Here is a 25,752-nt window from a genome sequence, read left to right as displayed (position 1 = left end):
TAGAACTTGGCAGCGGCCATGGCCGGTGATATTCTCCATTTTTGTTATTTTGTTTTTCAAAATCACCAAAGGTTATATTGATATGCGCAAGCTGATGACGGTTCTTGTAATGGCGGGCCTGGCTGGCCAGGCGTTTGCGGCGGACTTGCTGGATACGGTCAAGCAGCGCGGCAGTTTGAAAATCGCTTTGGAAGGCACGTATCCGCCGTTCAACTTCAAGGACGCCAAGCAGCAATTGACTGGTTTTGATGTCGAGATTGCCACTGAAATCGCCAAGCGTCTGAAAGTGAAGCCGGAATTCACCACCGCGGAGTGGAGCGGCCTGCTGGCGGGCTTGCAGGCCGGCAAGTTCGACATCGTGGTCAATCAGGTGGGCGTGACCGACAAACGCAAGGACGTGTTCGACTTTTCCCAGCCTTATACTTATTCCAGTGCGCAGCTGATCGTGCGCAAGAACGAGAGTCGCGTTTTCAAGAGCCTGGCGGACCTGAAAGGCAAGAAGCTGGGCGTGGGCCAGGGCAGCAATTACGCCGATATGGCCAAGGCCGTGGCCGGCATCGAGGTGAAAACCTATCCCGGCGCGCCCGAATACCTACAGGATCTGGCCAGCGGCCGCGTGGACGCGGCGCTGAACGACAGCTTGCTGATTCCCTTCGCCATCAAGCAGGCCAAGTTGCCCTTGAAGGCCGGCGCGCCGGTGGGCGAGGTGGCGACGATGGCTATCCCGTTCGCCAAGAACAATCCGCAGTTCAAGGCGGCGATAGACAAGGCGCTGGGCGATATGAAGGCCGACGGCAGCTTCAAGAAGATCTCGGTCAAATGGTTCGGCATCGACGTGTCGAAAGCGCCGGTGGCGGCCAAGAAATAAGCGGCAGTTGATTTCAGAGTGGATAGGGCAAGACGCCCCTGCTTGCGCGGGGGCGTCGGTTTTTTTTTGGAAAAACGTGAATGACTGACTGGATCGTCCTGTTCGAATCGGCGCTGCCGGTGCTATTGCAAGGCGCGGGCTATACCTTGATGTTCGCGATGGTTTCCATGATCCTGGGGCTGGCGCTGGGCTTCGTCGTGGCCTTGCTCCGAGTGGCGCAAGTGCCGGTCCTGGCGCAACTGGCCGCCTTCTATGTCAGCGCGATGCGCGGCACCCCGCTCTTGGTGCAGATTTTCGTCATCTATTACGGCTTGCCCGGCGCTGGCATCGAGTTTGGGCCGGTGACGGCGGGCATTCTGGCCTTGACGCTGAATGTGGCCGCCTATTTGTCGGAAAGCCTGCGCGGCGGCATCGCCGGCGTGCACCGCGGCCAGTGGGACGCCGGCCTATCCTTGGGCCTGAGCTGGTGGCAGACCATGCGCCACATCATCGCTCCGCAGGCTTTGCGTTTGTCGGTGCCCAGCCTGTCCAATTCGCTGATCAGCTTGATCAAGGATACTTCGCTGGTATCGGTGATCACCGTGACCGAATTGATGCTGGCGACCAAGGAAGTGATCGCCCAGACCTTTCAGCCCTTGCCGCTCTATCTGGCCGCGGCGGCGATCTACTGGGTGCTGAGCGCCAGCTTCGAGCGGGTGCAGGGTTATGTGGAGCGGCGGCTGGAATTAGCCCACAAGCGTTGACCGCCGTCTTCAAGCAAAAAGCCCCGCGTTGCGGGGCTTTGTCGCATCCGGCTCAGGCCGGGGCGTAGAGGTTTTCTATCATTGCACGGCAGCGTTCGGCGATCACCTTGCGGCGCAGCTTCAGCGTGGGCGCCAATTCGCCGGCGTCGACGCACCAGGGCTTGTCGATCAGGGTGAATTTCTTGATGTGTTCCCAGTTGCCGAAGTAGCGGTTGAAGCGCTTGATCTCGCGGTCAATCAACTCGACGATCTTGGGGTGGCTGCTCATCTCGCTGTCGGTGGTGTAGGCGATGCCGTGTTCGGCGCACCATTCCTTCAGTTTCTCGAAGAGCGGGACAATCAGCGCCGCCGCGTACTTCTGACCGTCGCCCACCACCATGATCTGGTCGATGAAGGCGGATTCCTTCAGCTTGTTCTCCAGCGCTTGCGGCGCAATGTATTTGCCGTTGCTGGTCTTGAACATTTCCTTCTTGCGGTCAGTGATGCGCAGATAGCCGTGCTCCAGCACGCCGATGTCGCCGGTGTGCAGCCAGCCGTTGTTCAGCGCTTCGGCGGTAAGTCCCGGCTCCTTGTAATAGCCGAGCATCACATTGTCGCCGCGCACCAGGATTTCGCCGTCGTCGGCCAGGCGCACTTCCACGCCGGGCAAGGGCAGGCCCACGCTGCCGATCCGGGTGTCCCGGGCGTTGAACGGGTTGGCGGAGATCACCGGCGCGGATTCGGTCATGCCGTAGCCCTCCGCCACCGACACGCCGCAGGCCCAGAACAGGCGCGCCAGCCGCGGCTGCAGCGCGGCGGAGCCGACATTGATCCATTTGAGCTCGCCGCCCATCGCGGCGCGCCATTTGCGGTAAACCAGCTTGTCGGCCAGCGCGTGCTTGGCGGCTTCCAGCGGCGAGTGGCGGGCGTTGGGGTCGAAGCGCTCGGCGCGCTCCACGGCCCACAGATAAAGACGGCGTTTGAAGCCGCTGAATTCGCGCGCCTTGCCCACCAGCTTGTCGTGCACTTTCTCCAGCACGCGCGGCACCGCGCTGAAAGTGTGCGGACGGATGTCGGCGAGCGCGGAGGACAGGCATTCCACGCTGGAGAAGTAAACGCCGGCGCTGCTGTACATATAGTAGAAGACCCCGGCGCGCTCGAAGATGTGCGACAGCGGCAAAAAGCTTAGCGCGCGGCATTCTCCGTGCGGCAGGCGGGTGAATTCCGCGGTGGCGACCACGGTGCTGAGCACGTTGCGGTGCGACAGCATCACGCCTTTGGAGCGCCCGGTGGTGCCGGAGGTGTAAATGATGGTGTAGACGTCGTCCGGCTGGATCGCGTCGCGGCGGCGTTCCAGCTCGGCCTGCCGCTCCGGTTTGGCCAGGGCCAGGATTTCGGTCCAGGACGGGCAGCCTTCGATCTGGCTCAGGCCGTAGATCGGGCAGCTGAACTTGCCCAGCGCTTCATGCAATTTGCGTTGCAATGCGGCATTACCGACGAAAGCGAGCTTGACCTCGGCATGAGTCAGGATATAGCGTGCATCATCAAGGGTCATTGTGGGGTAGAGCGGCACGCTGACGGCGCCGATTTGCTGCAGCGCCAGATCGGCCAGCACCCATTCTATGGAGTTGTCGGCGGCGAGGGCGACTTTGTCGCCGTTGGCGATGCCCAACTCCAGCAGACCCAGGCTGAAGCGGTTGACGCTGTCCGCGACTTCCTCGGTGGACAACCTGCGCCATTCCTTGCCGGTTTTGGCGGCGAGGCAGTCGGTGCGCGGGTGGCGTTCGAGTTGGCGGGGCAGGATGTCAAATACGCGTTCTAGCTTCATTCGTACAATTGTTTGAATGCGAAACGCTGCAAAATAGTCCTAAAGAGCGTGGATGTAAAGCCAAAGCTGCTAAAAATTTAGTCAAGATCAAGGGAGTAGTCACCGTTTTAACAGCGGTTTCCTTGAAGTTTTCGAAAAATGATGAAAGAGTCATGGCTGCGGCGCGCTAGAAGCTTGATTGCAGTCGGTTTGTCCGACAAGGCGGACAAGTGAATGATTTTTTGAGGAAAAGTCGTGAAATTTGCAACCAGATCCATTCATGCCGGCTATGACAACGCAGAGCATGGCAAGGCGGTGATGCCGCCGGTGTACCAGACTTCGGTGTTCGAATACGGCCATGTCGGCGAATCCATGCCCTTTGTGTACGCCCGTACCGGCAATCCCACGCGGGCAGCGCTGGAGGCCTGCCTGGCCAGCCTGGAGAACGCCCGCCACGGCCTGGCCTTCGCCAGCGGCATGGCGGCTATCGACGCGGTGCTGCGTGCCTGCCTGAAGCCGGGCGACGAGGTGATCGCGGTGGCGGACCTTTATGGCGGTGCTTACCGGCTGCTGAGCAAGGTGATGGAGCCGGCGGGCGTCAAGATCACTTTCGCGGATTTGAGCGATAGTCGGAACCTGACGGCGCTGATCAGCGCGCGGACCAGGCTGCTGTGGCTGGAGTCGCCCACTAATCCGTTGTTGGGCATGGTGGACATCGCGGAGTTGTCCAAGATCGCGCACGCTCATGGCTCGCGAGTGGCGGTGGACAGCACTTTCGCCACGCCTTATTTACAGAATCCGCTCGATTTGGGCGCCGACATCGTTGTACATTCCGCCACCAAGTATCTGGCCGGTCACTCCGACGTCTTGCTGGGCCTGGCGGTGGTCAACGACGATGCCTTGCACCGCGAGATCAAATTCATCCAGAACGCCGCCGGCGCGGTGCCGGGGCCGCAGGATTGCTTCCTGACCCTGCGCGGCATCAAGACCCTGCATTTGCGCATGGACCGCCATTGCGACAACGCGGAGCGGGTGGCGAATTACCTGCAATCGCACCCCAAGGTGGAGCGGGTGTTCTTCCCGGGGCTGCCTGAGCATCCGGGGCATGATTTGGCCCGCCGACAGATGCGTCGCTTCGGCGGCATCGTCAGCATCTGGCTTAAGGACGATAGCCGCGAGGCGGCCAGCAGATTGGCGGAGCGGCTGCGCTTGTTCGCGTTGGCGGAGTCGCTGGGTGGAGTCGAGTCGTTGATCAATCACAGCTATACGATGTCGCACGGCGGCATGCCGCCCGAGCAGAAGGCCCAGTTGGGGATCCGCGAAGGTGGAGTGAGACTGTCGATAGGCATAGAAGACATCGAGGACATCCTGGCTGATCTGGAGCAGGCTTTGGCGGACTGATTGAAGAGCGCGTCTGATAGCGCAGTCTTTCAACCGACGCCCGCGCGGGCGTAATCTGAGGATAAATATGGCTTCCGCTTTGTGTCGTCGCTGGCAGTTGCACACCCCTTTGATTCAGGCGCCGATGGCGGGCGGCGCCACTACCCCTACCTTGGTGGCCTCGGTCAGCCAGGCCGGCGGCCTGGGTTTCCTGGCGGCGGCGCTGCTGCCGCCGGAACGCCTGCTCAGCGAAGCCGCCGCGGTGCGTCGCCTCACGGACAAGCCTTTCGGCATCAATTTATTTGTGCAGGAGGATCCCGCTCCCAGCAGAGAGGCCTTGGAACAGGCGCTGGAATGGCTGGCGCCGCTGCACCGTGAACTGGGACTGCCGGCGCCGCAAATCCCGGAGCGCTTCTGTGAGCCGTTCGCACGTCAGTTCGAAGCGTTGCTGGAGGCTAAGCCGGCGGTGGCCAGCTTCACCTTCGGCATCCTCAACCGCAATCAGCTCAAATTGTTGAAGCAGGCCAAGATTGACGTGATCGGCACCGCCACCAATATGGCGGAAGGGTTGGCCTGGGCCGAACTGGGCGCTGACGCGATCTGCGCGCAGGGCCGGGAAGCGGGTGGCCATCGCGGCACCTTCATCGGCCGGCCGCAGGACAGCCTGCGGCCGACGCTGTCGCTGGTTTACGAATTGGCGCAGAACCAACCGCTGCCGGTGATCGCCGCCGGCGGCATCATGCATGGGCGCGACATCGCCGCCGCGATGCGTCACGGCGCCCAGGCGTGCCAGTTGGGCACTGCGTTCTTGCGTTGTCCGGAGTCTGGCATTTCCGCCTTGTGGAAAAGCGAGCTGGCCAAGGCCGCGCCCGGCGGCACCCGTTTGACCCGCGCGTTTTCCGGGCGCCACGCGCGCGGCCTGAGCAACCGTTATATGGAATTGATGGCCGACAAGGAAGACCTGGTGCCGGCTTATCCTGTGATGAACGCCTTGACCGGGCCCTTGCGAGCTGCTGCGGCCAAGGCAGAACTGTCTGATTTTCTATCCTTGTGGGCTGGCGAAAACGTGGCCGCCGGCCGGGAGCTGCCCGCGGGGCAACTAGTCGCCACGCTGCATGAGGAATGGCTGGCCGCCTATCGTTGAGCGCCTCTGTGACGCCGGCTTGAAGCCGTAGCCGATCTGGAGGACAATACTCGAGTGATTTACTTGGGTATTGGCGAGCAATGGATACAGCGATCGAAGAGAAATACACGGTTCAACCCATTTTATGGTTGCGGCGCTGGGCGGACAATCTGCTCAGCTTCCGCTTGCGGCGGCCGGACGCCTATCGTTTTGAGCCGGGGCAGTTCGCGAGGCTGGGCCTGCCGTTGGGCGAACACGGCGGTCAGGTGTGGCGGGCGTATTCGATGTGTTCGGCGGTGACCGACGAGTATCTGGAGTTCTATTCCATCGTGGTGCCGGACGGCCAGTTCAGTTCGCGTCTGGCGCGGCTGCAGGTGGGCGCGGAAGTGATGTTGGACAAGAAGGCGATGGGCTTCTTCCTGGCAGACCGGCTGCCGGCGGGCAAGGATTTGTGGTTGTTGGCCACCGGCACCGGTTTGGCGCCGTATTTGTCGATTCTGCAAGACCCCGCTCAGTGGCGGCGTTTCGAGCACATCGTGCTGGCGCACTGCGTGCGACGCGCCGAGGAGCTCAGCTACCAGGATTTCATTGCTTCTTTATGCGAGCATCCGTTGTGGGAAGAGCACGGCCATAAACTGCAATACCTGCCCATCGTGACGCGCGACGCGCCGGAAGGCGTGTTGGACGAACGTATACCGGCCTTGCTGGCCAATGGACGTTTGGAGCGGGCGGCTGGGCTGTCGATGTCGCCGGAAGACTCGCGTTTCATGATCTGCGGCAACCCGGCGATGGTGGAGGACACCCATAGGCAATTGATGAAGATGGGCTACCGGATGAGCCGGCAAAGCGCGCCGGGCCATCTGGTATTGGAGAACGGCTGGTAGCCGTCGCAAGCCGGCCGGCCTACAAGGCCTTGCTCATGAACAGGCTAAGCGGGTCGGGCCGGTAGTCGCCGAACGGCGGACAGGGATCGAATCCGGCGCGCCGGTACAGGCCGATGGCTTCAGGCTGCGACACGCCGGTTTCCAGTTTAAGCGCGGACAGGCCGGCGGCGCGGGCTTCTTCCTCCAGGCGCGCCAGCAGCGCCTGAGCCACGCCCTTGCCGCGTTGGGACGTCGCCACAAACATGCGCCTGATTTCGCCGTAATCCTCATGCGGCACCAGCGCGGCGCAGCCGACCGCCGCATGCTTGTCGTCGCGGGCGACGATGAAGTAAACCTGCTGGCGCTCCAGCTCCACCGGGTCCATCAAGTGATTGCTTTCCGCCGGGTAGAGGGCGGCCTGGTATTCGTCCAGTTGTCGAATCAGTTCCAATACATCGTGTTGCCGCGGCGATTCCTGTTGCAGATGCATGGCGCTGTTACTTGTTGGCGTTGGCGAGCAGGGCGCCGAACAGCAGAAAAGTCATGCCGCCAGCCTTGTTCACCCACTTGCCGCCGCGTTCGCTGGCCAGCCAGCGCCGCGCGCGTTGCGCGGTCAGCGCATACACGGTGTGGATCAGGATGATGAGGCTGCTGAAGGTGCCGACCAGCAGCAGGAACTGCGGCGCGTAAGCGCCCTGGGTGTCGATAAACTGAGGGAAGATGGACAGAAAGAAGAAAATGGATTTGGGATTGGTCAGTTGCACCGCCATGCCTTCTCCAAAGCGTCGGGCAAAACCGCGCGGCTGGGTTTTAATCTCATCGAAACGGAAAGCCGGCGCGAGCAGAAGTTTGACGCCAAGATAAAACAGATAGGCGGCGCCTATCCATTTCATCACGGTGAAGGCCAGCGCTGAGGCCGCCAGCAACAGGCCGAGGCTGGTGGCCGACACGCCGGCGACGATGAAGGAGCCGCAGGCGGTGCCGAGAATGCCGCCCATGGTGCCGCGCAGGCCGAAGCGCAGAGAATTGGTCAGGGTCATCAAAATGCCGGGGCCGGGGCTGACCACGGCGGCCGCCGCCATCAGTAGATAAAGCGGATAGTGTTGCATGAGGATTGTTCTGGTTGGGGCAGGCCCTTAGTCTACGCAGGGTTCGCCATCGATGACAATGTTGTTGTGCGCGGCGCACGGGCCGCGCTGTTTTGGGGAGCGAGCTATGACGATACGTGTCGTGCGATTGGGCAGTCCGCGTCACCCGCAGGAGGGCCCGCGCATCGGTACGGTGCGGAGGCCTCCGCGCGGTGTGTCCAAGGAGGCGTTTGCCAGCGGTGATTGGTACGACGTCTGGTTTCCCAATCTGGCGCCTAGCGCGGAGCTGGTGAAACAGGCACAGGCCGCGCAGGGTTCCGCTGAATGGCAGGCTTTCGAGCGGGCGTATCGCGCGGAGATGAAGGCGCCGGCGCAAAGCCGCGAGCTGGATTTGCTAGCGGCGCTGTCGCACGGCAGCGACTTTTCCATCGGCTGTTACTGTCAGGACGAGGCGCGCTGCCATCGTTCGGTGCTGCGGGCTTTGCTGCGGGAACGCGGCGCGGCGCTGGATTGAGGCTTTGCGCTGGATTGAGGCTTTGATTCAGTCGGGCCGGCTTGTATCATGGCAATTTGTATCTATTCGGAATGTCCGCCATGCCTGATTTGTCTACGCTATTGTTGTTCAGCCTCGCCTGCGTCGCGCTCGCGGCGACGCCGGGTCCCGATATGCTGTTGATCGCCAGCCGCAGCGCCAGCCAGGGTTGCAAGGCTGGTTTCGCCACCTTGGCGGGTATTCAGATGGGGACTTACTGCCATGCTCTGGCGGCGGCCTTCGGCTTGGCGCAGTTGTTCGCGCATGCGCCAATGGCCTACGATTCGGTGCGAATCGCCGGCGCCGCCTACCTGTTCTACCTCGCTTGGACCACGCTGCGTAGCGGCAGTGTGTTGAGCATCCCCGGCGCGGCGGGCGCGCAATCGATGCCGCGCATCGTGGCCCAAGGTCTGATCACCAACTTGCTCAACCCAAAGATGGCGCTTTTCGTGTTGGCTTTGTTCCCCCAATTTGTGCACCCGTCAGCTGGGCCGGTTTCCCTGCAGATCATGGTGTTGGCTACTGTGCTGAACGGGATCGGCCTGCTGATCAACGGCGCGATCATCTTGGCGGCCAGCCGTTTCGGGCGCGCGCTTGGCGACAGGCTGGGAAGCAGCCGGCTGCCGCAATGGCTGCTGGCCTCGGTGTTTGGCGGCTTGGCTTTGCGCTTGGCGCTGGCGAGCAAGGACTGAGAGCGCCTGTTCAACGCCTCATGCGTCGCGCCTGGCCCAGGGCAGAATCAACTGGGCGATGACGCCGCCGTTGGCGGCGTTTTGCACGTGCAGTTTGCCGCCTTGGGCCCGAGCCAGGGTTTCGCATAGCGGTAAACCCAGGCCCATGCCGCGGGAGCGAGTGGTGAAGAAGGGGAGGAAGATCTTGGGCAGGATGGCGTCGGGAATCCCCGGGCCGTTGTCTATGACCTTGAAACGATAGTTGTGTCCGTCGCTTTCGCCGCTGATCACGATGCGACCGCCTTGTTCTTGTAGCGCTTCGCAGGCGTTCTGCACCAGATTGTGCAGGATCTGTTCCAGCGCGGTGCGTTCCGCGCGGGGCCATTCGTCCGGGCTTAAGTTATGCCATTCCAGGGTGATGTTTTGGTTGGCCAGTTCGGCTTGGCGTAGGAACAGCAGGGAATTCACCAGGGCGTCTGGGTCCAGCGGCGTGGTTTCAGTGGCTTTGGGATGGGCCAGCAGGCGACTGAGCCGACTGATCAAGGCGGCGGCGCGACGCGCTTGCGCGCCGGTGGCCAGCAGCGTGTCGCGCACGGTTTCGCGCTGCGAGGGTTCGTCCAGCGTCCGCTCCAGCTGGCGGGTGTTGGCGATGATGGCGGTGAGCGGTGGGGTCAACTCCTGCGCTAGCCCGGCCATCATTTCATTCAGAGTGTTGAGCCGGGCTTGAGCGGCCAGCCGGTCCTGTTGCTGCTGACGTTGTTGAGAGGCACGTTGGCGATGCCTGGCGTACAAGGCGACGGCAATGGCTGCGAGCAGTGCGTTCCACAGCAGGATTTCCATCCAGGGCAAACTGTTCCAACTCAAGGCAGTGCGGCTGGATAGACGGAAGGGCTGGCTGGTGCTGGGCAGTTTGCGGTCCAGGCTCAGGTCCCAGTCATTAGCCGGCGCGCCGGCCTTGCGTTGCAGCAATTCGATGCGATGGCCGCGCAATTGCAGCGAGATGTTTTCCAGCGGTTCGGGCAGTTCGGCTTGGACCAGCATGTGCAGCGGATCGATCAGCAGCGCCCAGCCGCCGGGGCTTTGCAGCCAGTAGCGCTGTTGCGCGTCGAAGCCGAGGACGGTCTGGCCTTGTTGCTGGGCCTGCCACAACAAGGCCAGCGGCGGGCGGAGACCGCCGGGGTCGCCATGCCATTGCTGTTGCCGCCAGTAACCAATGGCGCTGAGCTGGGGCATGGCCGTTTGCAGGCGCTTGAGCATGTCGGTCGGCAAACGGCTTTGTTCCGAGGCTGCCAGGGTGGCCAGCACCGCGTCGTGTTGCGAGGCTTTCTGGCTCAGCAGGCGCAGGGCAATAAAGGATTCCTGGCGGAAGCGCTGCTCCAATTCGCCAAACTGGCGCCAGCCCAGCCATAGGCAGCCCGCCAGGCTGAGCAACAGCCAGGCGGTGAGGGCGTAGCGGCGATCCAATGACATCATGGCGGCGATTATCGCACGCCGCCGAGGGCGCGCCAGCCTGGTGTGTTAAGGATTATTGTGTAGAAAGTGTGCGGCGGGCGGAGCGCCGCCCGCCGTTCCTCATTTCACGCAGTCGACGCAGTAGACCTTGCGGCCGTCAAGCTCCGCCGCCACCAGCCCGTGCACATCGGTTTCAAAGCCGGGCAGCTCGCGGTTGAAGTCCTGGGCGAAACGCAGATAGTCGACGATGGTCTTGTTGAAACGCTCGCCGGGGATCAGCAGCGGGATGCCCGGTGGGTACGGCGTCAACAGCACCGCGGTGACGCGGCCTTCCAGCTGTTCCACCGGCACGCGCTCGATTTCGCGGTGGGCCATTTTGGCGAAGGCGTCGGCCGGGCGCATCGCCGGCTCCATTTCCGACAGATAGATCTCGGTGGTGATGCGGGCCACGTCGTGCTTGCTGTAGAGCTGGTGGATGCGCTGGCACAGATCGCGCAGGCCGACGCGCTCGTATTGCGGATATTTGGCGATGAACTCCGGCATCACCCGCCACATGGGCTGGTTCTTGTCGAAGTCGTCCTTGAACTGTTGCAACAGGGAGATCAGCGTGTTCCAGCGGCCCTTGGTGATGCCGATGGTGAACATGATGAAGAAGCTGTACAGCCCGGTCTTTTCCACCACCACGCCGTGCTCGGTCAGGTACTTGGTGACGATGGCGGCGGGAATGCCCATCTCTTCGAAGCTGCCGTCCACATCCAGGCCCGGGGTCAGCACCGTGGCCTTGATCGGGTCCAGCATATTGAAGCCGTCCTCGATGCCGGCGAAACCGTGCCAGCGCTCGTCCGGACGCAACTGCCACTCGGCCGGGTCGCAGATGCCGTCGTCGGACAGGTCGTCCGGGCCCCAGACGCTGAACCACCAGTCGCGGCCGTATTCCTCGTCCACCTTGCGCATGGCGCGGCGGAAGTCCAGCGCCTCCACCAGCGATTCTTCCACCAGCGCCTGTCCGCCCGGCTGTTCCATCATCGCCGCGGCCACGTCGCAGCTGGCGATGATGGAATATTGCGGGCTGGTGGAGGTGTGCATCAGATAGGCCTCGTTGAACCAGGCGGTATCCAGCTGACGCTGCTCCGGGTCCTGCACCAGGATCTGCGAGGCCTGGCTGATGCCGGCCAGCAGCTTGTGGGTGGACTGGGTGGAGAAGATCAGGCTGTCCTTGCAGCGCGGCCGCCCTTCGCCGATGGCGTGGAAGTCGCCGTAGAAATCGTGGAAGCCGGCGTGGGGCAGCCAGGCTTCGTCAAAGTGCAGGGTGTCGACCTCGCCGTCCAGCAGATGCTTGATTTCCTCCACGTTGTAGAGAATGCCGTCGTAGGTGGACTGGGTCAGCGTCAGGATGCGCGGCTTGGCCTGCGGGTTCTTGGCCAGCGCTTCGCGGGCAAAGGGATTGGCCTGGATTTTCTTCTTGATGTTGTCGAGCTGGAATTCGGACTTCGGAATCGGGCCGATGATGCCGTAATGGTTGCGCGTCGGCATCAGGAACACCGGGATCGCGCCGGTCATCATGATGGCGTGCAGATTGGATTTGTGGCAGTTGCGGTCCACCAGCACGATGTCGCCGGCCGCCACGCAGCTGTGCCAGACGATCTTGTTGGAGGTGGAGGTGCCGTTGGTGACGAAGAACAGATGGTCGGCGTTGAAGATGCGCGCGGCGTTGCGCTCGGAGGCGGCGATGGGGCCGGTGTGGTCCAGCAACTGGCCCAGTTCGTCCACCGCGTTGCAGACGTCGGCGCGCAGCATGTTCTCGCCGAAGAACTGGTGGAACATCTGGCCCACCGGGCTCTTCAGGAAGGCGACGCCGCCGGAGTGGCCGGGGCAGTGCCAGGAGTAAGAGCCGTCGTGGGCGTAGTCCACCAGCGCGCGGAAGAACGGCGGCGCCAGGCTGTCCAGATAGCTTTTGGCCTCGCGGATGATGTGGCGGGCGACGAACTCCGGCGTGTCCTCGTGCATGTGGATGAAGCCGTGCAACTCGCGCAGGATGTCGTTGGGAATGTGGCGCGCGGTGCGGGTTTCGCCGTACAGATAGACCGGGATGTCCGGATTGCGGCGACGGATTTCCGCGACGAAGCCGTAGAGTTTGCCCAGCGCTTCCTGCGCCGCGTCCTCGGTGTGGAATTCCTCGTCGTCTATCGACAGGATGAAGCCGGCGGCGCGGCTTTGCTGCTGGGCGAAGGAAGTCAGATCGCCGTAGCTGGTGTAGCCGATCACGCTCATGCCTTCCGCCTCCATGGCGGCGGCGAGTTCGCGGATGCCGGAGCCGCTGGTGTTTTCCGAGCGGAAGTCCTCGTCGATGATCACGATGGGGAAATGAAAACGCATACCTGAGTCCTTAGTTGCTTTAACTCGGACACGCGCGGGGCGGGACGCGGGTTGGCCGCCGGTTCGCCGTAGGCGGGGCCGGAGCCGCGGGCACCTGTAACCCTTTGCGGTGTCACTCGGTGCGCGTTGGGGCGCAGTTCTGTACGCACGGGCAGACGCGGGGTCCGCCGCCGCCATGGAGGCTGGCCTTGAGGCGCGAATAAAAACAGGGCGCTTTGCGCCGCGGTCCGTAGCTGGCACGCATCTCATTCAGTTTGCGCGCGCTTCACGTCTGCCGGCCTGGAGAACATCCCAAGAAAGCGCGCATTTTAGACCTTTTGCTTGTCATGTTGTTGCGCAGCAAAAACTTTTCCCAGAAAAAAGCGGCTGGCGGCGGCCTCACGCGGTGCGGCGGGGATGTATTGAAGACCTCGCCCTAGGTCAAGGATTTGTTTTTAATCGCCTTTGTCCTGGGGCGTGCCATCTTGAGCGCTTGCCGGCGCGGCCGGCGGCTGCTGTTGTTTTTTGCCACGTCTGGCCCAGTACAAGCCCAGAGCCTTGGCGACGATGGCGCCGCCGCTGAGCAGCAGCAGAAACAGCAAGGGCGCGGCCACCAGCCAGGGGAAGAAGGCGATCAGGCCGGCGAAGATCAGCAGGGCCATGCCTATGGTCAGGAAGGCGGACGCCTCGCTGGCGTCGACATTGCGGGTGCCGCGCACCACCACGCCCAGCGCGTCGCCAATCCGCGCCGCTTGCCGCGCGGCGGCGCTGGCACCGCTGATGGCGGCGGTGTGCGGTGGCAACAGCAGGCCGTGATAGTCCTTGGGGCGCGGCTTGGTCAGCGTCGGGCGGCGGCGCTGGCCGGCCAGAATCACTTCGGTGGCGTGGTCCAGATCCTGCAGGAATTGCTCGGCCAGCTTTTCCGCCAAGGCCTGGTCCTCCACCGCCACGTCCAGTTCGCGGTTGGCGAGCCAGCTGGACAGATTGAGATTGGTGGAGCCGATGCGCGCCCAGCGGCCGTCCGCCACCGCGGTCTTGGCGTGGATCATCGGGCCGTCCCATTCGAAGACGCGCACGCCGGCTTCCAGCAGCGGGCGATACTGGGTGCGCGACACGGTGGCGATCCAGCCGATGTCGCTGGAGCGCGGCACCAGCAAGCGGACGTCGACGCCGTCGCGCGCGGCCTGTTTCAGCGCGGTCAGATACATGCTGGTGCCCATGAAGTAGGCGTCGGTCAGCCACAGCGTGCGTCGGGCGAAGCAGGCGATCAGCAAATCCAGGCGCATCATTTGCGCGGTGGCGGGCGTGGTGGCGATCAGACGCGCCGCCACGGCGCCGCGGTTCTCCGCCGGCGGCGGGGTCAGCCATTCCTCGGGCAGCGGGCCGCCGCAGCTGGCCCAGCTGTCGGCGAAGGCGGCCAGCGCGTCGGCCGCCAGCGGTCCGCTGAATTTGACGCCGGTATCGCGCCAGGGCTCTTGGCCGCGTTCCGGCCGCCCTTCCCAACTGGAGCTGATGCACAGGCCGGACACGAAGACGGTCTGGCGATCAATCACGATCAGCTTGCGATGGTTGCGGCCCAGCATGCTGAGGCCGGCGGTCAGCGACGGCGGGTTGTAGGCGCGCAATTCCGCTCCCGCGGCCTGCAAGGGCTTGAAAAAACTGCCCAGATGGGTTTTCCAACTGCCCAGCCAGTCGTAAAGCACGCAGACCTTCACCCCGGCGCGCGCGCGCTCGGTCAGCAGGTCCCGCACCCGCAGGCCGAACGCGTCGTTGGCGAAGATATACATCTCTATGAATATCGACTCCCGGCTATCGGCGATGGCTTGTTCCCATGCCGGGAAATTCTCCGCGCTGTCGTAGAGCAATTCCAGGTGATTGCCGCCCACCAGCGGGGCGCCGGCGGAGCGGGAAAACGCCTGCTCGGCCAGGTGACGGATCAGCTCCTGATTGGCGGGAGAAGGAGACAGGATGGGCATTATGCTTGGCTATTGTTTGACAATATACTTATTTTGATTGAAATGGCCATTTTGGATGTCCTTGACAAGGCGGCTTGACAGTCGTTTTATTGAACGTTCACGTCACAAAATCACAATTAATCCGTCGTAAAAATACGATTTTTCGATATCGAAAAATTAAAAAATATGCTGTAACTTGATGATTTTTATCGTCTAATGCGGTGCACAAAAACCGGTTGCAGGGTCAAGCTCCTTGCCCTTAGAATCGAAACATTCGTTTCACATTATAAGCAGGACAAAGCTATGGACAGACAACGCTGGCTACAGGGCACCCTGTACCATCCGGACTTCGAACAGGATAGCTGCGGTTTTGGCTTGATCGCCCAGCTTGACGATAAACCCAGTCACTGGCTGGTGGATACCGCCATTTCCTCGCTGGCCAAACTGACTCATCGCGGCGCAGTGGCCGCCGACGGCAAATCCGGCGACGGCTGCGGCCTGCTGTTTCGCAAGCCGGACGGTTTTTTGCGCGAAGTCGCCGCTGAGGCAGGCTTGGCGCTGAAGCCAGTGTACGCTGCCGGTCTGGTGTTCCACCACCCCGATTCGGAGCAGGGCGAGCGCAGCTTGCGCCGTCTGCGCGAGTTCCTGGAATCCCAAGGATTGGAGGTGGCCGGCTTCCGGCAGGTTCCCACCGACGACAGCGCCTGTGGGGAGGCGGCCTTGGCATCGCTTCCCGCCATGGTCCAGGTCTTTGTTAACTGTCCGTTCGGCATGGACGAATTAATGTTCCAGCGCCGTTTGTACATGGGTCGTCGCCAGGCTGAGAAAGCCAATAAGGCGGACGACCCGTTTTTTTATCTGCCGACCTTGTCGCCGCACACCCTGTCCTACAAAGGCTTGGTGACGCCAGAGAACCTGTCCAAGTTCTTTCCGGATTTGAACGATCCCCGCTTCGAGTCCAGCCTGGCCGTGTTCCACCAGCGCTTCTCCACGAATACCTGGCCGCAATGGAAGCTGGCGCAGCCTTTCCGTTTTCTCGCTCACAACGGCGAAATCAACACTGTGCAGGGCAATCGTCATTGGGCGCGAGCGCGCGAGCGCATCATGGCGTCTCCACATCTGGACATGGACACGGTGCGTCCCATCGTGCAGACCGACGGCTCCGACTCGATGTCGCTGGACAATATGCTGGAAGGCCTGCTGATGGGGGGCATTCCGCTGTTCCGCGCGCTGCGCCTGCTGGTGCCGCCGGCTTGGCAGAATGTCGATTCGACCGATAAGGATTTGCGCGCCTTTTACGAATTCAACTCCATGCATATGGAACCGTGGGACGGCCCGGCCGGCATCGTGCTCACCGACGGTCGCTACGCCGCCTGTATGTTGGATCGCAACGGCCTGCGGCCGGCGCGTTGGGTGCTGACACGCGACAATATCCTGACCATCGCCTCCGAAGTGGGGGTGTGGGACTACCAGCCTGAAAACGTAGTGCGCAAGGGCAGGGTCAAGCCGGGTCAGCTGTTCGCCGCGGACCTGGCCACCGGCGAGCTGTTGCTGCCGGAGGAAATCGACGCTCAGCTCAAGAGCGCCAAGCCGTACCGGCAATGGATCAAGGACAGCGCCAAATACCTGGAGTTGTCGATCGAGGACGACGCCGGAGTCGAGCCTTTGTCCAAGGACGAGCTGGCGCGCCTGCAGAAGTTGTTCAACATCAGCTTCGAGGAGCGGGATCAGATCCTGCGCGTGCTGGCCGAGGACGGCCAGGAGGCGGTGGGTTCGATGGGGGACGATACACCGATGGCGGTGCTGAGCCGGAAGGTGCGCTCGCCGTTTGATTATCTGCGCCAACAGTTCGCCCAGGTGACCAACCCGCCGATCGACCCCATTCGCGAAGCGGTGGTGATGTCGCTGAATACGGTGTTCGGACCCGAGCGCAATATGTTCGAGGAGAGCGCCGAGCACGCCAAGCGGCTGGAAGTGCGTTCGCCGGTGCTGTCGCACGAGAAATTCACCCGCGTCACCACGCGGCCGGAGCCCTATCTGAAGGCGACGACCTTTGATCTGTGCTACGACCCGGCCGAGACCGATCTGCGCCAGGCGATAGAGAGCCTGAGCCGGCATGTGGTCGAAGCTGTGGAGGAGGGCACCGTCATCGTCGTGCTGTCCGACCGCCACGTGACGGCGCAACGGCTGCCTATTCCTGCCTTGTTCGCCACTGGCGCGGTGCATCACGCGCTGATCGACAGCGGCCTGCGTTGCAAAACCAATATCGTGCTGGAAACCGGCACGGTGCGCGATGCGCACCAGATGGCTTGCATCATCGGCTACGGCGCCACCGCGGTCTACCCTTACCTGGCTTACCAGAGCATCATCGAGCTGGTGCAGAGCGGCGAGGTCAAACTCAAGCTCAACGAAGCCTTGCAGCACTATCGCAAGGGCATCAACAAAGGTTTGCTCAAAGTACTGTCCAAGATGGGTATCTCCACCATCGCTTCCTATCGTGGCGCACAGCTGTTCGAGGCAGTGGGCATCCATGAAGAGGTGGTGGAGCTGTGCCTGAAGGGCACGGTGTCGCGAGTGTCCGGCGCGGGTTTTGCCGATTTCGAGGACGATCAGCGCAAGCTGGCGCGTTTCGCCTTCAACCCGATGCGGCCGATCTCACAGGGCGGCTTGCTCAAGTACGTGCACGGCGAGGAATACCACGCTTACAACCCCGACGTGGTGACCTTGCTGCAAAAGGCGGTGCAGAACGACGACTACCAGGCCTATCAGCAGTACGCCGAGGCGGTGAACCAGCGCCCGGTGGCGATGCTGCGAGATCTGATGCAGGTGCAGCCGTTGGGCGAGCCCATCTCTATCGATGAAGTGGAGCCGGTGGAAGCCATCCTCAAGCGCTTCGACTCCGCGGGCATGTCCCTGGGGGCCTTGTCGCCGGAGGCGCACGAGGCGCTGGCGATCGCGATGAACCGTCTGGGCGGCCGCTCCAACTCCGGCGAGGGCGGCGAGGACGCCGCGCGCTACGGCACTGAGAAGATGTCCAAGATCAAGCAGGTGGCGTCGGGGCGCTTCGGCGTCACGCCGCATTACCTGGTCAATGCCGAAGTGCTGCAGATCAAGGTGGCCCAGGGCGCCAAGCCGGGCGAGGGCGGCCAACTGCCGGGCGACAAGGTGTCCGGCCTGATTGCGCGGCTGCGCCACGCTAAGGAAGGCATCAGCCTGATCTCGCCGCCGCCGCATCATGACATCTATTCGATCGAAGACCTGGCGCAGCTGATTTTCGACCTCAAGCAGGTCAACCCGTCCGCGCTGGTGTCGGTCAAGCTGGTGGCCGAGCCCGGCGTCGGAACCATCGCCGCCGGCGTGGCCAAGGCCTACGCCGATCTGATCACCATCTCGGGCTACGACGGCGGCACTGGCGCTTCGCCGCTGACCTCGGTCAAATACGCCGGCTCCCCTTGGGAGCTGGGCCTGTCCGAAGCGCAGCAAGTGCTGCGCGCCAACGGCCTGCGCGGCCGGGTGCGGGTGCAGACCGACGGCGGCTTGAAGACCGGGCTGGATGTGGTCAAGGCGGCGATGATGGGAGCGGAAAGCTTCGGCTTCGGCACCGGGCCTATGGTGGCGCTGGGCTGCAAATACTTGCGCATCTGCCATTTGAACAACTGCGCCACCGGCGTGGCCACCCAGGAAATCAAGCTGCGCTCCAAGTACTTCACCGGCTTGCCGGAAATGGTGATGAACTATTTCCTGTTCATCGCGCGCGAAACCCGCGAGTGGATGGCCAAGCTGGGCGTGCGCAATATGGAGCAGCTGATCGGCCGAATGGACCTGCTGAGCCTGGCGGCCGGCGACACCGACAAGCAGCAGAAGCTCGACCTGTCGCCCTTGTTGTCGCAAGGCCGGGTTCCGGACAGCGAGCCGCGTTTCTGCGTCAGCGCCAGCAATCCCTCCTTCGACAAGGGCGAATTGGCGGAAGCCATTCTGCAGGACGCCTTGTCCGCCATCCACAATAAACAGATGCTGGAGCTGAGCTACCCAATCGAGAACACCCACCGCTCCATCGGTGCGCGCCTGTCCGGCGAAATCGCCCGCGTTCACGGCGCCGCGGGCTTGCCGTTCGGCTGTCTCAAGATCAAGTTCAGCGGCAGCGCCGGTCAAAGCTTCGGCGTGTGGAACGCGTCCGGCCTGCACCTAGAGTTGGAAGGCGATGCCAACGACTATGTCGGCAAAGGCATGGCCGGCGGCCGGGTGACCATCTACCCGCCCAAGAACGCCGGATACCGGGCGGGCGAGTCCATCATCATCGGCAACACCTGTTTGTACGGCGCCACCGGCGGACAACTGTTCGCCGCCGGCGTGGCGGGCGAGCGTTTCGGGGTGCGCAACTCCGGCGCGCTGGCCGTCATCGAAGGCGCGGGCGACCATTGCTGCGAATACATGACCGGCGGCAGCGTCATCGTGCTGGGTGAAACCGGCTACAACTTCGGCGCCGGCATGACCGGTGGCTTCGCCTTCGTCTACGACCCGAATGAGAAATTCGCTTATCGCTACAACAACGAGCTGATCGACATCCATCTGATCAACGGCGAGGCCATGGGCATGTACCGCGCTTATCTATTGGAAAAGATCGCCAAGCACGTTGAATTGACCGGCTCCGAGACGGCCAAGGCGATGTTGGAGAACTTCGACGATTACGTCGACTACTTCTGGCTGGTCAAACCCAAGGCGGCCACGCTAGACAGCCTGCTCAAGGACTAAGACGCGCAGAGCGGGGCGGCCCACACGCCGTCCCGCCCACACCTCATTCAAAATCCGGCCGCCGGTGAGCGGCGGGTACAGCAAGATAGGAAACAACCATGAGCGATGTTTTCCAATTCATGAAGCTCTCGCGCAACCCCGGCGACAAGGTCGACGCCTCGGTGCGCAAGATCGAATTCAAAGAAATCTACCAACCGTTGCACAGCGTGGATGCGGCCGACCAGGCCGGCCGCTGCCTGTCCTGTGGCAATCCGTACTGCGAATGGGAGTGCCCGGTGCACAACTACATCCCCAACTGGCTGAAGCTGGTGGAGGAGGGGCGCTTGTTCGAGGCGGCGGAAATGTCGCACAAAACCAATAGCCTGCCGGAGATTTGCGGCAGGGTCTGCCCGCAGGATCGTTTGTGTGAAGGCGCTTGCACCTTGAACCAGGGAGGCTTTGGCGCGGTTTCCATCGGCAGCATCGAAAAATACATCACCGACGAGGCCTTCAAGGCCGGCTGGCGGCCGGACATGTCCAAGGTGGTGTGGACGGACAAGAAAGTGGCGGTGATCGGCGCCGGTCCGGCCGGCCTCGCCTGTGCCGACGTGCTGGTGCGCAATGGCGTCAAGGCTGTGGTGTTTGACCGCTATGAGGAGATCGGCGGCCTGCTGACCTTCGGCATTCCCGAGTTCAAGCTGGAAAAATCGGTGATCAAGCGCCGCCGCGAGATCATGGAGGGCATGGGGGTGGAGTTCGTGCTCAACACCGAGATCGGCAAGGACGTCCAGATAGAAGAACTGCTGGAACAATACGACGCCATCTTCATGGGCATGGGCGCATACAAGTATATGAAGGGCGGTTTTCCTGGAGAGGATTTGCCCGGAGTGTTGGAGGCTTTGCCTTATTTGATCAATAACGTTCGTCAGGGGCTGGGTACGCTGCCCGAGGGCGAGACCTCCATTTCAATACGAGGCAAACGCGTGCTGGTGCTGGGCGGTGGCGACACGGCGATGGACTGCAACCGGACGGCGATACGCCAGGGCGCCAAAAGCGTGATCTGTGCCTACCGACGCGATGAGGCGAATATGCCAGGTTCCAAGCGAGAGGTCGCCAATGCGCGCGAAGAAGGCGTCGAATTCCAGTGGAACCGGCAGCCCCTTTCTATAGAGCCGATGATAAATGGAACCCTGGCCGTGAAACTGGCCGAAACCCACCTAGGAGAACCCGATGCCAAAGGTCGCCGGAATGCAGAGATTGTGCCGGGCAGCGAAGAAATCGTAGAATGCGACCATGCCATCATAGCCTTCGGTTTCCAGGCTGAAGCGGCTTCATGGGCGGAGAAGCACGACATCGCGGTTGCAGCAAACGGTCGCACCCTAGCGGCCGCGTACGGTGTCCACAAATATCAGACCAGCAACCCCAAGGTTTTCGCCGGTGGCGATATGGTCCGCGGCGCGGATTTGGTGGTGCGGGCAGTGTTTGAGGGGCGGGAGGCTGCGGAGGGGATATTGGGGTATTTGGAAGCATGGTAGTGGAATTAGAAAGTTTAGGTATTCTCTTGGATGTCTAGAAGGAGGCCGACATTTCCAGTAATAATTACTGCAACTTTAAACGTGCTGGATTTTTGAAGAGTGCGGTTTGGCCGACCATGTTTTAAGATTTTTTATGTAGCAAACTTAGTTAGTTTTGTAATTGCCATTACTATATTTCTCAAGGATTTTTAGTTATTGTGAAAAATAAATTATGCAATCGCATTGCGGACAAGTCCGCCGTCATCGGCATCGTGGGCCTGGGCTATGTCGGCCTGCCGCTGATGCTGCGCTTCGCCGAAGTCGGCTACAAAGTGCTGGGCTTCGACATCGACCAGGGCAAGGTCGATGCGCTGATGGCTGGCAAGAGCTACATCGAACACATTAGCGCGGACAGCATCGCCACCGCGCTGAGCCGCGGTTTCGAAGCCACCACCGATTTCTCTCGCGCTGTCGAAGCCGACACGCTGATTTTGTGCGTGCCGACGCCGTTGAACAAATACCGCGAGCCGGATCTGTCCTTCGTGCTGAACACCATAGACAGCCTGGTGCCCTATCTGCGCGAAGGCCACCTGGTGTCGCTGGAGTCCACCACCTATCCGGGCACCACCGACGAAGAACTGTTACCGCGCATGGAATCGCGCGGGTTGAAGGTGGGCGACAACGCCTTCCTGGTGTTCTCGCCGGAGCGCGAAGATCCGGGCAATCCGGACTTCACCACCCGCACCATTCCCAAGGTGTGCGGCGGTGTGACCCCGGCCTGCCAGGAAATCGGCGTGGCGCTGTACAGCGCGGTGATCGACAAGGTGGTGCCGGTGTCCTCCACCCGCGCCGCGGAAATGACCAAGCTGCTGGAAAACATCCACCGCGCGGTGAACATCGGCCTGGTCAACGAGATGAAGATCGTCGCCGACAAGATGGGCATCGACATCCACGAAGTGATCCGCGCGGCGGCCACCAAGCCGTTCGGCTTCGTGCCCTACTATCCGGGTCCGGGGCTGGGCGGCCACTGCATTCCGATCGACCCGTTCTACCTGACCTGGAAAGCGCGCGAATACGGCGTCAACACCCGTTTCATCGAGCTGGCCGGCGAAGTGAACAGCAATATGCCCGACTACGTGGTGTCCAAAGTGGCGGCCGCGCTGAACCTGCGCAAGAAGTCCATCAACGGCAGCCGCGTGCTGGTGCTGGGTATCGCCTATAAGAAGAACGTCGACGACATGCGCGAAAGCCCGTCGGTGTTCCTGATGGAGAAGCTGCGCGATCTGGGCGCGGAAGTGGCCTACAGCGACCCGCACGTGCCGGTGTTCCCCAAGATGCGCGAGCATCATTTCGAGCTGTCCAGCGTGGCCTTGAGCGCGGAGAGCCTGGCCGGCTACGACTGCGTGCTGCTGGCCACCGACCACGACAAGTTCGACTACGCGCAGATCAAGGCGCACGCGCAACTGGTGGTGGACAGCCGCGGCAAGTATCTGGAGCCGGCGGACAACATCGTCAAGGCCTAAGCCGCAACGCCGCGCGTCTTGTCCCTGCGCTTGCCGGGCGTGGTGAGACAAGTGCCCAAGCGGGTGCATCGTTAAGCGATGCGCCCGCGTGTTTTGAAGGAATTTGAGGCAGAACCATGCAAACATTGCACCTTCCCCCGATTACCGACCGCAAGATCCGCTTCGCGCTGGTGGGCTGCGGCCGCATCGCCCAGAACCACTTCGGCGCGCTGGAGCAGCACGCCGACCGCGCCGAGCTGGTCGACGTTTGCGACATCGACCCGGCCGCCCTGACGGCGGCGGTGGCGCGCACCGGTGCGCGCGGCCACGCCAGCCTGGCCGAGATGCTGGGCAAGACCGACGCGGACATCGTTATCCTGACCACGCCCTCCGGCTTGCATCCGAGCCAGAGCATCGCCTGCTCGGAAGCCGGTTTCCACGTGATGACGGAAAAGCCGATGGCGACCCGATGGGAAGACGGCCTGGAAATGGTCAAGGCCGCCGACCGCGCCAACAAGCATCTGTTCGTGGTCAAGCAAAACCGCCGCAACGCCACCTTGCAGCTCTTGAAGCGTGCGATGCGGGAGAAGCGCTTTGGCCGTATCTACATGGTCAACGTCAATGTGTTCTGGACCCGTCCGCAGGAGTACTACGACGCGGCCGGCTGGCGCGGCACCTGGGAGTTCGACGGCGGCGCCTTCATGAACCAGGCCAGTCATTACGTGGATCTGCTGGACTGGCTGATCGGCCCGGTGGAAAGCGTGCAGGCTTACACCGCGACGCTGGCGCGCAATATCGAGGTGGAGGACACCGGGACCGTCAGCGTCAAATGGCGCAGCGGCGCGCTGGGCAGCATGAACGTGACCATGCTGACCTACCCGAAGAACCTGGAAGGCAGCATCACCATCCTGGGCGAGAAGGGCTCGGTGCGCGTGGGCGGCATGGCGGTCAATGAAATCCAGCATTGGGAATTCGCCGAGCCGCATGCGATGGACGAAGACATCAAGCAGGCCAGCTACGCCACCACCAGCGTTTACGGTTTCGGCCACCCCTTGTACTACGACAATGTGATCAAGACCATGCGCGGCGAAGCCGAGCCGGAGACGGACGGCCGCGAAGGGTTGAAGTCGCTTGAGCTGCTTATCGCGATGTACCTGTCCGCGCGCGACGGCCGCCGTGTCAGCCTGCCGCTGGATTATTGATGGCATGGGTTTCGTAGGTTGGGTTAGTCCGGTTTTGGAGACGTAACCAAAAAGCGTGTGACGATGATGTAGGGTTACGCCTGTGGCAGCCCGACCTACAAGTTGAACTCGTTGTGGGCTCCCGTGGCTAAGTTTAAGGTTTTAAATCATGACTTACACCATCCACTCCAGCGCCATCGTCGACGACGGCGCGCAGATCGGTGAGAACACCCGCGTCTGGCACTGGGTCCATATTTGCGGCGGCGCTCAGATCGGCGCCGGCTGTTCCTTCGGCCAGAACGTGTTCGTGGGCAACGACGTGCTGATCGGCGACACCGTCAAGGTGCAGAACAATGTGTCCATCTACGATGCGGTGACGCTGGAGGACGATGTGTTTTGCGGCCCGTCCATGGTGTTCACCAATGTCAACAATCCGCGCAGCCATGTCGCGCGCAAGAATGAGTACCGCCGCACCCTGGTGAAACGAGGGGCGTCCATCGGGGCCAACGCCACCGTGGTGTGCGGCCACACCATAGGCGAGTACGCCTTCGTCGGCGCCGGGGCGGTGGTGACCCGCGATGTGCCGGCCTACGCGCTGATGGTGGGCACGCCGGCCAAACGCATCGGCTGGATGTGTTCCTGCGGCGAGAGGCTGGCCAACGACATCGGCACCCACAGCTGCCCGGCCTGCGGCAAGCATTACGAGGTGGGCGGCAATCACTGCTCGCCGCTCAAGAACGACTGACAAGCCTTCCTGATGCGGCTTTGCTTCAGGGCGCTGCTCAGTTGTTCTACGTGTCGCTATTGATGCGATATCTTTCAAAAATTGATTTGGGGTTGATCCCGTTATGTCCATCCAGTTCATTGATCTGAAAGCGCAGTACCAGCACCTGAAAGCCGACATCGACGTCCGCATCCACGCGGTGCTGGACCACGGCCAGTACATCATGGGGCCGGAGGTGAAGGAGGTGGAGCAGGGGCTGGCGGAATACACCGGCGCCAAGCACGCCATCGGCGTCTGCGACGGGACCAAGGCGCTGCTGATCGCGATGATGGCTTTGGACATTGGTCCCGGCGACGAAGTGATCACCACCCCGTTCACCTTCATCGCCACCGGCGAGATGATCGCCTTGCTGGGGGCCAAGCCGGTGTTCGTCGACATCGATCCCGTCAGCTACAACCTGGACCCGGCGCTGTTGGAAGCGGCGATTACGCCCCGCACCCGGGCCATCATGCCGGTGAGCCTGTACGGTCAGTGCGCTGATTTCGACGCTATCAACGCCATCGCCGCCAAACACGGCGTCGCGGTGATCGAGGACGGCGCGCAGAGCTTCGGCGCCAGCCAGAACGGCAAGAAGTCCGGCAATCTGTCCACCATAGGCTGCACCAGCTTCTTCCCCAGCAAGCCCTTGGGCTGCTACGGCGACGGCGGTGCCTGCTTCACCAACGACGACGCGCTGGCCAAGAAAATGCGCGAGATTCGCGTGCACGGCCAGGACCGCCGCTATCACCACCCCATCATCGGCCTGAACGGCCGGCTGGACACCATACAGGCGGCGGTGCTGCTGGCCAAGCTGCCCAGCTTCGCGGACGAAGTGGCGGCGCGCGAGCGCATCGGCGCGCGTTACAGCGCGCTGCTGCGCGAGGTGGCGCGGGTGCCGGTGATCGCCGAGGGCAACAGTCATGTCTACGCGCAGTACACCATCGAGGTGGACGATCGCGAGGCGGTGCAGGCCAAGCTGAAGGAGTTGGGCGTGCCCACCGCCGTGCATTACCCGATTCCGCTGCATCTGCAGCCGGCTTTCGCTCACCTGAACCTGCCGGAAGGCAGCTTCCCGCTGTCGGAGGCCGCCGGCCGCCGGGTGATGAGTCTGCCGATGCATCCCTTCCTGGACGAGGCGACGCAAAATCACATTGTTGAGGCTTTAATAAATGTTTTGAGTTAGAGTAAATAAAGCGGTCGTGCATAACTAGGTTGAAATTTTTTTGATACGGGAAGATACCTTTA

At 62.1% G+C, this 25,752-nt stretch carries 19 protein-coding genes; 13 read left to right on the top strand and 6 right to left on the bottom strand.

What is annotated here, in order from left to right; translation table 11 throughout:
* Positions 1-94 precede the first annotated feature (94 nt).
* On the top strand, positions 95-868 hold the full coding sequence (locus GYH29_RS20200; RefSeq protein WP_232060426.1) for a transporter substrate-binding domain-containing protein: 774 nt from the start codon (positions 95-97) through the stop codon (positions 866-868).
* A gap of 80 nt (positions 869-948) precedes the next feature.
* Positions 949-1,611: an amino acid ABC transporter permease gene (locus GYH29_RS20195; RefSeq protein ID WP_043589901.1), complete on the top strand. Its 663-nt coding sequence runs from the start codon at positions 949-951 to the stop codon at positions 1,609-1,611.
* Between the two features lie 52 nt (positions 1,612-1,663).
* Here the strand turns inward: GYH29_RS20195 and GYH29_RS20190 are convergent, their stop codons facing one another.
* Positions 1,664-3,418 carry an AMP-dependent synthetase/ligase gene (locus tag GYH29_RS20190; protein WP_019101963.1) on the bottom strand — a complete coding sequence of 585 codons (1,755 nt, stop codon included), beginning with the start codon at positions 3,416-3,418 and terminating at the stop codon, positions 1,664-1,666.
* Positions 3,419-3,652: 234 nt separating this feature from the next.
* Here GYH29_RS20190 and GYH29_RS20185 point away from each other — a divergent pair, with 234 nt between their 5' ends.
* From GYH29_RS20185 to GYH29_RS20175, 3 genes are all read left to right on the top strand, one after another.
* Positions 3,653-4,798 carry a trans-sulfuration enzyme family protein gene (locus tag GYH29_RS20185; protein WP_043589903.1) on the top strand — a complete coding sequence of 382 codons (1,146 nt, stop codon included), beginning with the start codon at positions 3,653-3,655 and terminating at the stop codon, positions 4,796-4,798.
* Positions 4,799-4,865: 67 nt separating this feature from the next.
* The gene (locus GYH29_RS20180; RefSeq protein ID WP_019101965.1) at positions 4,866-5,921 is read left to right on the top strand and encodes an NAD(P)H-dependent flavin oxidoreductase; all 1,056 of its coding nucleotides are present in this window, start codon (positions 4,866-4,868) and stop codon (positions 5,919-5,921) included.
* A gap of 80 nt (positions 5,922-6,001) precedes the next feature.
* A complete protein-coding gene (locus GYH29_RS20175; protein WP_043589904.1) occupies positions 6,002-6,784 on the top strand; it encodes a ferredoxin--NADP reductase in 783 nt (260 codons plus the stop codon).
* Between the two features lie 19 nt (positions 6,785-6,803).
* On the opposite strand, the gene GYH29_RS20170 is transcribed toward GYH29_RS20175, so the two are convergent.
* Together GYH29_RS20170 and GYH29_RS20165 are read right to left on the bottom strand one after the other, a co-directional pair.
* Positions 6,804-7,253: a GNAT family N-acetyltransferase gene (locus GYH29_RS20170; protein WP_081575113.1), complete on the bottom strand. Its 450-nt coding sequence runs from the start codon at positions 7,251-7,253 to the stop codon at positions 6,804-6,806.
* 7 nt (positions 7,254-7,260) lie between these two features.
* Positions 7,261-7,872, bottom strand: a complete 612-nt coding sequence (locus GYH29_RS20165) for a LysE family translocator (RefSeq protein WP_043589907.1) — start codon at positions 7,870-7,872, stop codon at positions 7,261-7,263.
* A 106-nt stretch (positions 7,873-7,978) separates the two neighbouring features.
* Here GYH29_RS20165 and GYH29_RS20160 point away from each other — a divergent pair, with 106 nt between their 5' ends.
* Positions 7,979-8,365 carry a DUF488 domain-containing protein gene (locus GYH29_RS20160; protein ID WP_043589909.1) on the top strand — a complete coding sequence of 129 codons (387 nt, stop codon included), beginning with the start codon at positions 7,979-7,981 and terminating at the stop codon, positions 8,363-8,365.
* Positions 8,366-8,445: 80 nt separating this feature from the next.
* Positions 8,446-9,075, top strand: a complete 630-nt coding sequence (locus GYH29_RS20155; protein WP_043590018.1) for a LysE family translocator — start codon at positions 8,446-8,448, stop codon at positions 9,073-9,075.
* An 18-nt stretch (positions 9,076-9,093) separates the two neighbouring features.
* On the opposite strand, the gene GYH29_RS20150 is transcribed toward GYH29_RS20155, so the two are convergent.
* The 3 genes from GYH29_RS20150 to GYH29_RS20140 form a co-directional block, all read right to left on the bottom strand.
* Complete coding sequence (locus GYH29_RS20150; protein ID WP_043589910.1) at positions 9,094-10,527, bottom strand: sensor histidine kinase; 1,434 nt, start codon at positions 10,525-10,527, stop codon at positions 9,094-9,096.
* A 99-nt stretch (positions 10,528-10,626) separates the two neighbouring features.
* Positions 10,627-12,882: an arginine/lysine/ornithine decarboxylase gene (locus GYH29_RS20145; protein ID WP_043589911.1), complete on the bottom strand. Its 2,256-nt coding sequence runs from the start codon at positions 12,880-12,882 to the stop codon at positions 10,627-10,629.
* Positions 12,883-13,316: 434 nt separating this feature from the next.
* Complete coding sequence (locus GYH29_RS20140) at positions 13,317-14,837, bottom strand: phospholipase D-like domain-containing protein (protein WP_043589912.1); 1,521 nt, start codon at positions 14,835-14,837, stop codon at positions 13,317-13,319.
* A 282-nt stretch (positions 14,838-15,119) separates the two neighbouring features.
* Between GYH29_RS20140 and gltB the strand changes: the two genes are divergently transcribed.
* The 6 genes from gltB (at position 15,120) to GYH29_RS20110 (ending at position 25,690) form a co-directional block, all read left to right on the top strand.
* Complete coding sequence (gltB, locus tag GYH29_RS20135) at positions 15,120-19,568, top strand: glutamate synthase large subunit (protein ID WP_043589913.1); 4,449 nt, start codon at positions 15,120-15,122, stop codon at positions 19,566-19,568.
* 98 nt (positions 19,569-19,666) lie between these two features.
* Positions 19,667-21,082: an FAD-dependent oxidoreductase gene (locus GYH29_RS20130; protein WP_043589914.1), complete on the top strand. Its 1,416-nt coding sequence runs from the start codon at positions 19,667-19,669 to the stop codon at positions 21,080-21,082.
* A 197-nt stretch (positions 21,083-21,279) separates the two neighbouring features.
* Positions 21,280-22,584, top strand: coding sequence for a nucleotide sugar dehydrogenase (locus tag GYH29_RS20125; protein ID WP_161524291.1), 1,305 nt, complete (start codon positions 21,280-21,282; stop codon positions 22,582-22,584).
* A 116-nt stretch (positions 22,585-22,700) separates the two neighbouring features.
* On the top strand, positions 22,701-23,765 hold the full coding sequence (locus tag GYH29_RS20120; RefSeq protein ID WP_019102704.1) for a Gfo/Idh/MocA family protein: 1,065 nt from the start codon (positions 22,701-22,703) through the stop codon (positions 23,763-23,765).
* 148 nt (positions 23,766-23,913) lie between these two features.
* Positions 23,914-24,489 carry an acyltransferase gene (locus GYH29_RS20115; RefSeq protein WP_161524290.1) on the top strand — a complete coding sequence of 192 codons (576 nt, stop codon included), beginning with the start codon at positions 23,914-23,916 and terminating at the stop codon, positions 24,487-24,489.
* Between the two features lie 103 nt (positions 24,490-24,592).
* Positions 24,593-25,690, top strand: coding sequence for a DegT/DnrJ/EryC1/StrS family aminotransferase (locus GYH29_RS20110; RefSeq protein WP_161524289.1), 1,098 nt, complete (start codon positions 24,593-24,595; stop codon positions 25,688-25,690).
* Positions 25,691-25,752: the final 62 nt, after the last annotated feature.

This window comes from Chromobacterium haemolyticum (genome assembly GCF_009936155.1).
Lineage (GTDB): Bacteria > Pseudomonadota > Gammaproteobacteria > Burkholderiales > Chromobacteriaceae > Chromobacterium > Chromobacterium haemolyticum.
The sequence above is the reverse complement of the archived record's forward strand: the minus strand, read 5'-3'. Positions and strand labels throughout refer to the sequence as shown.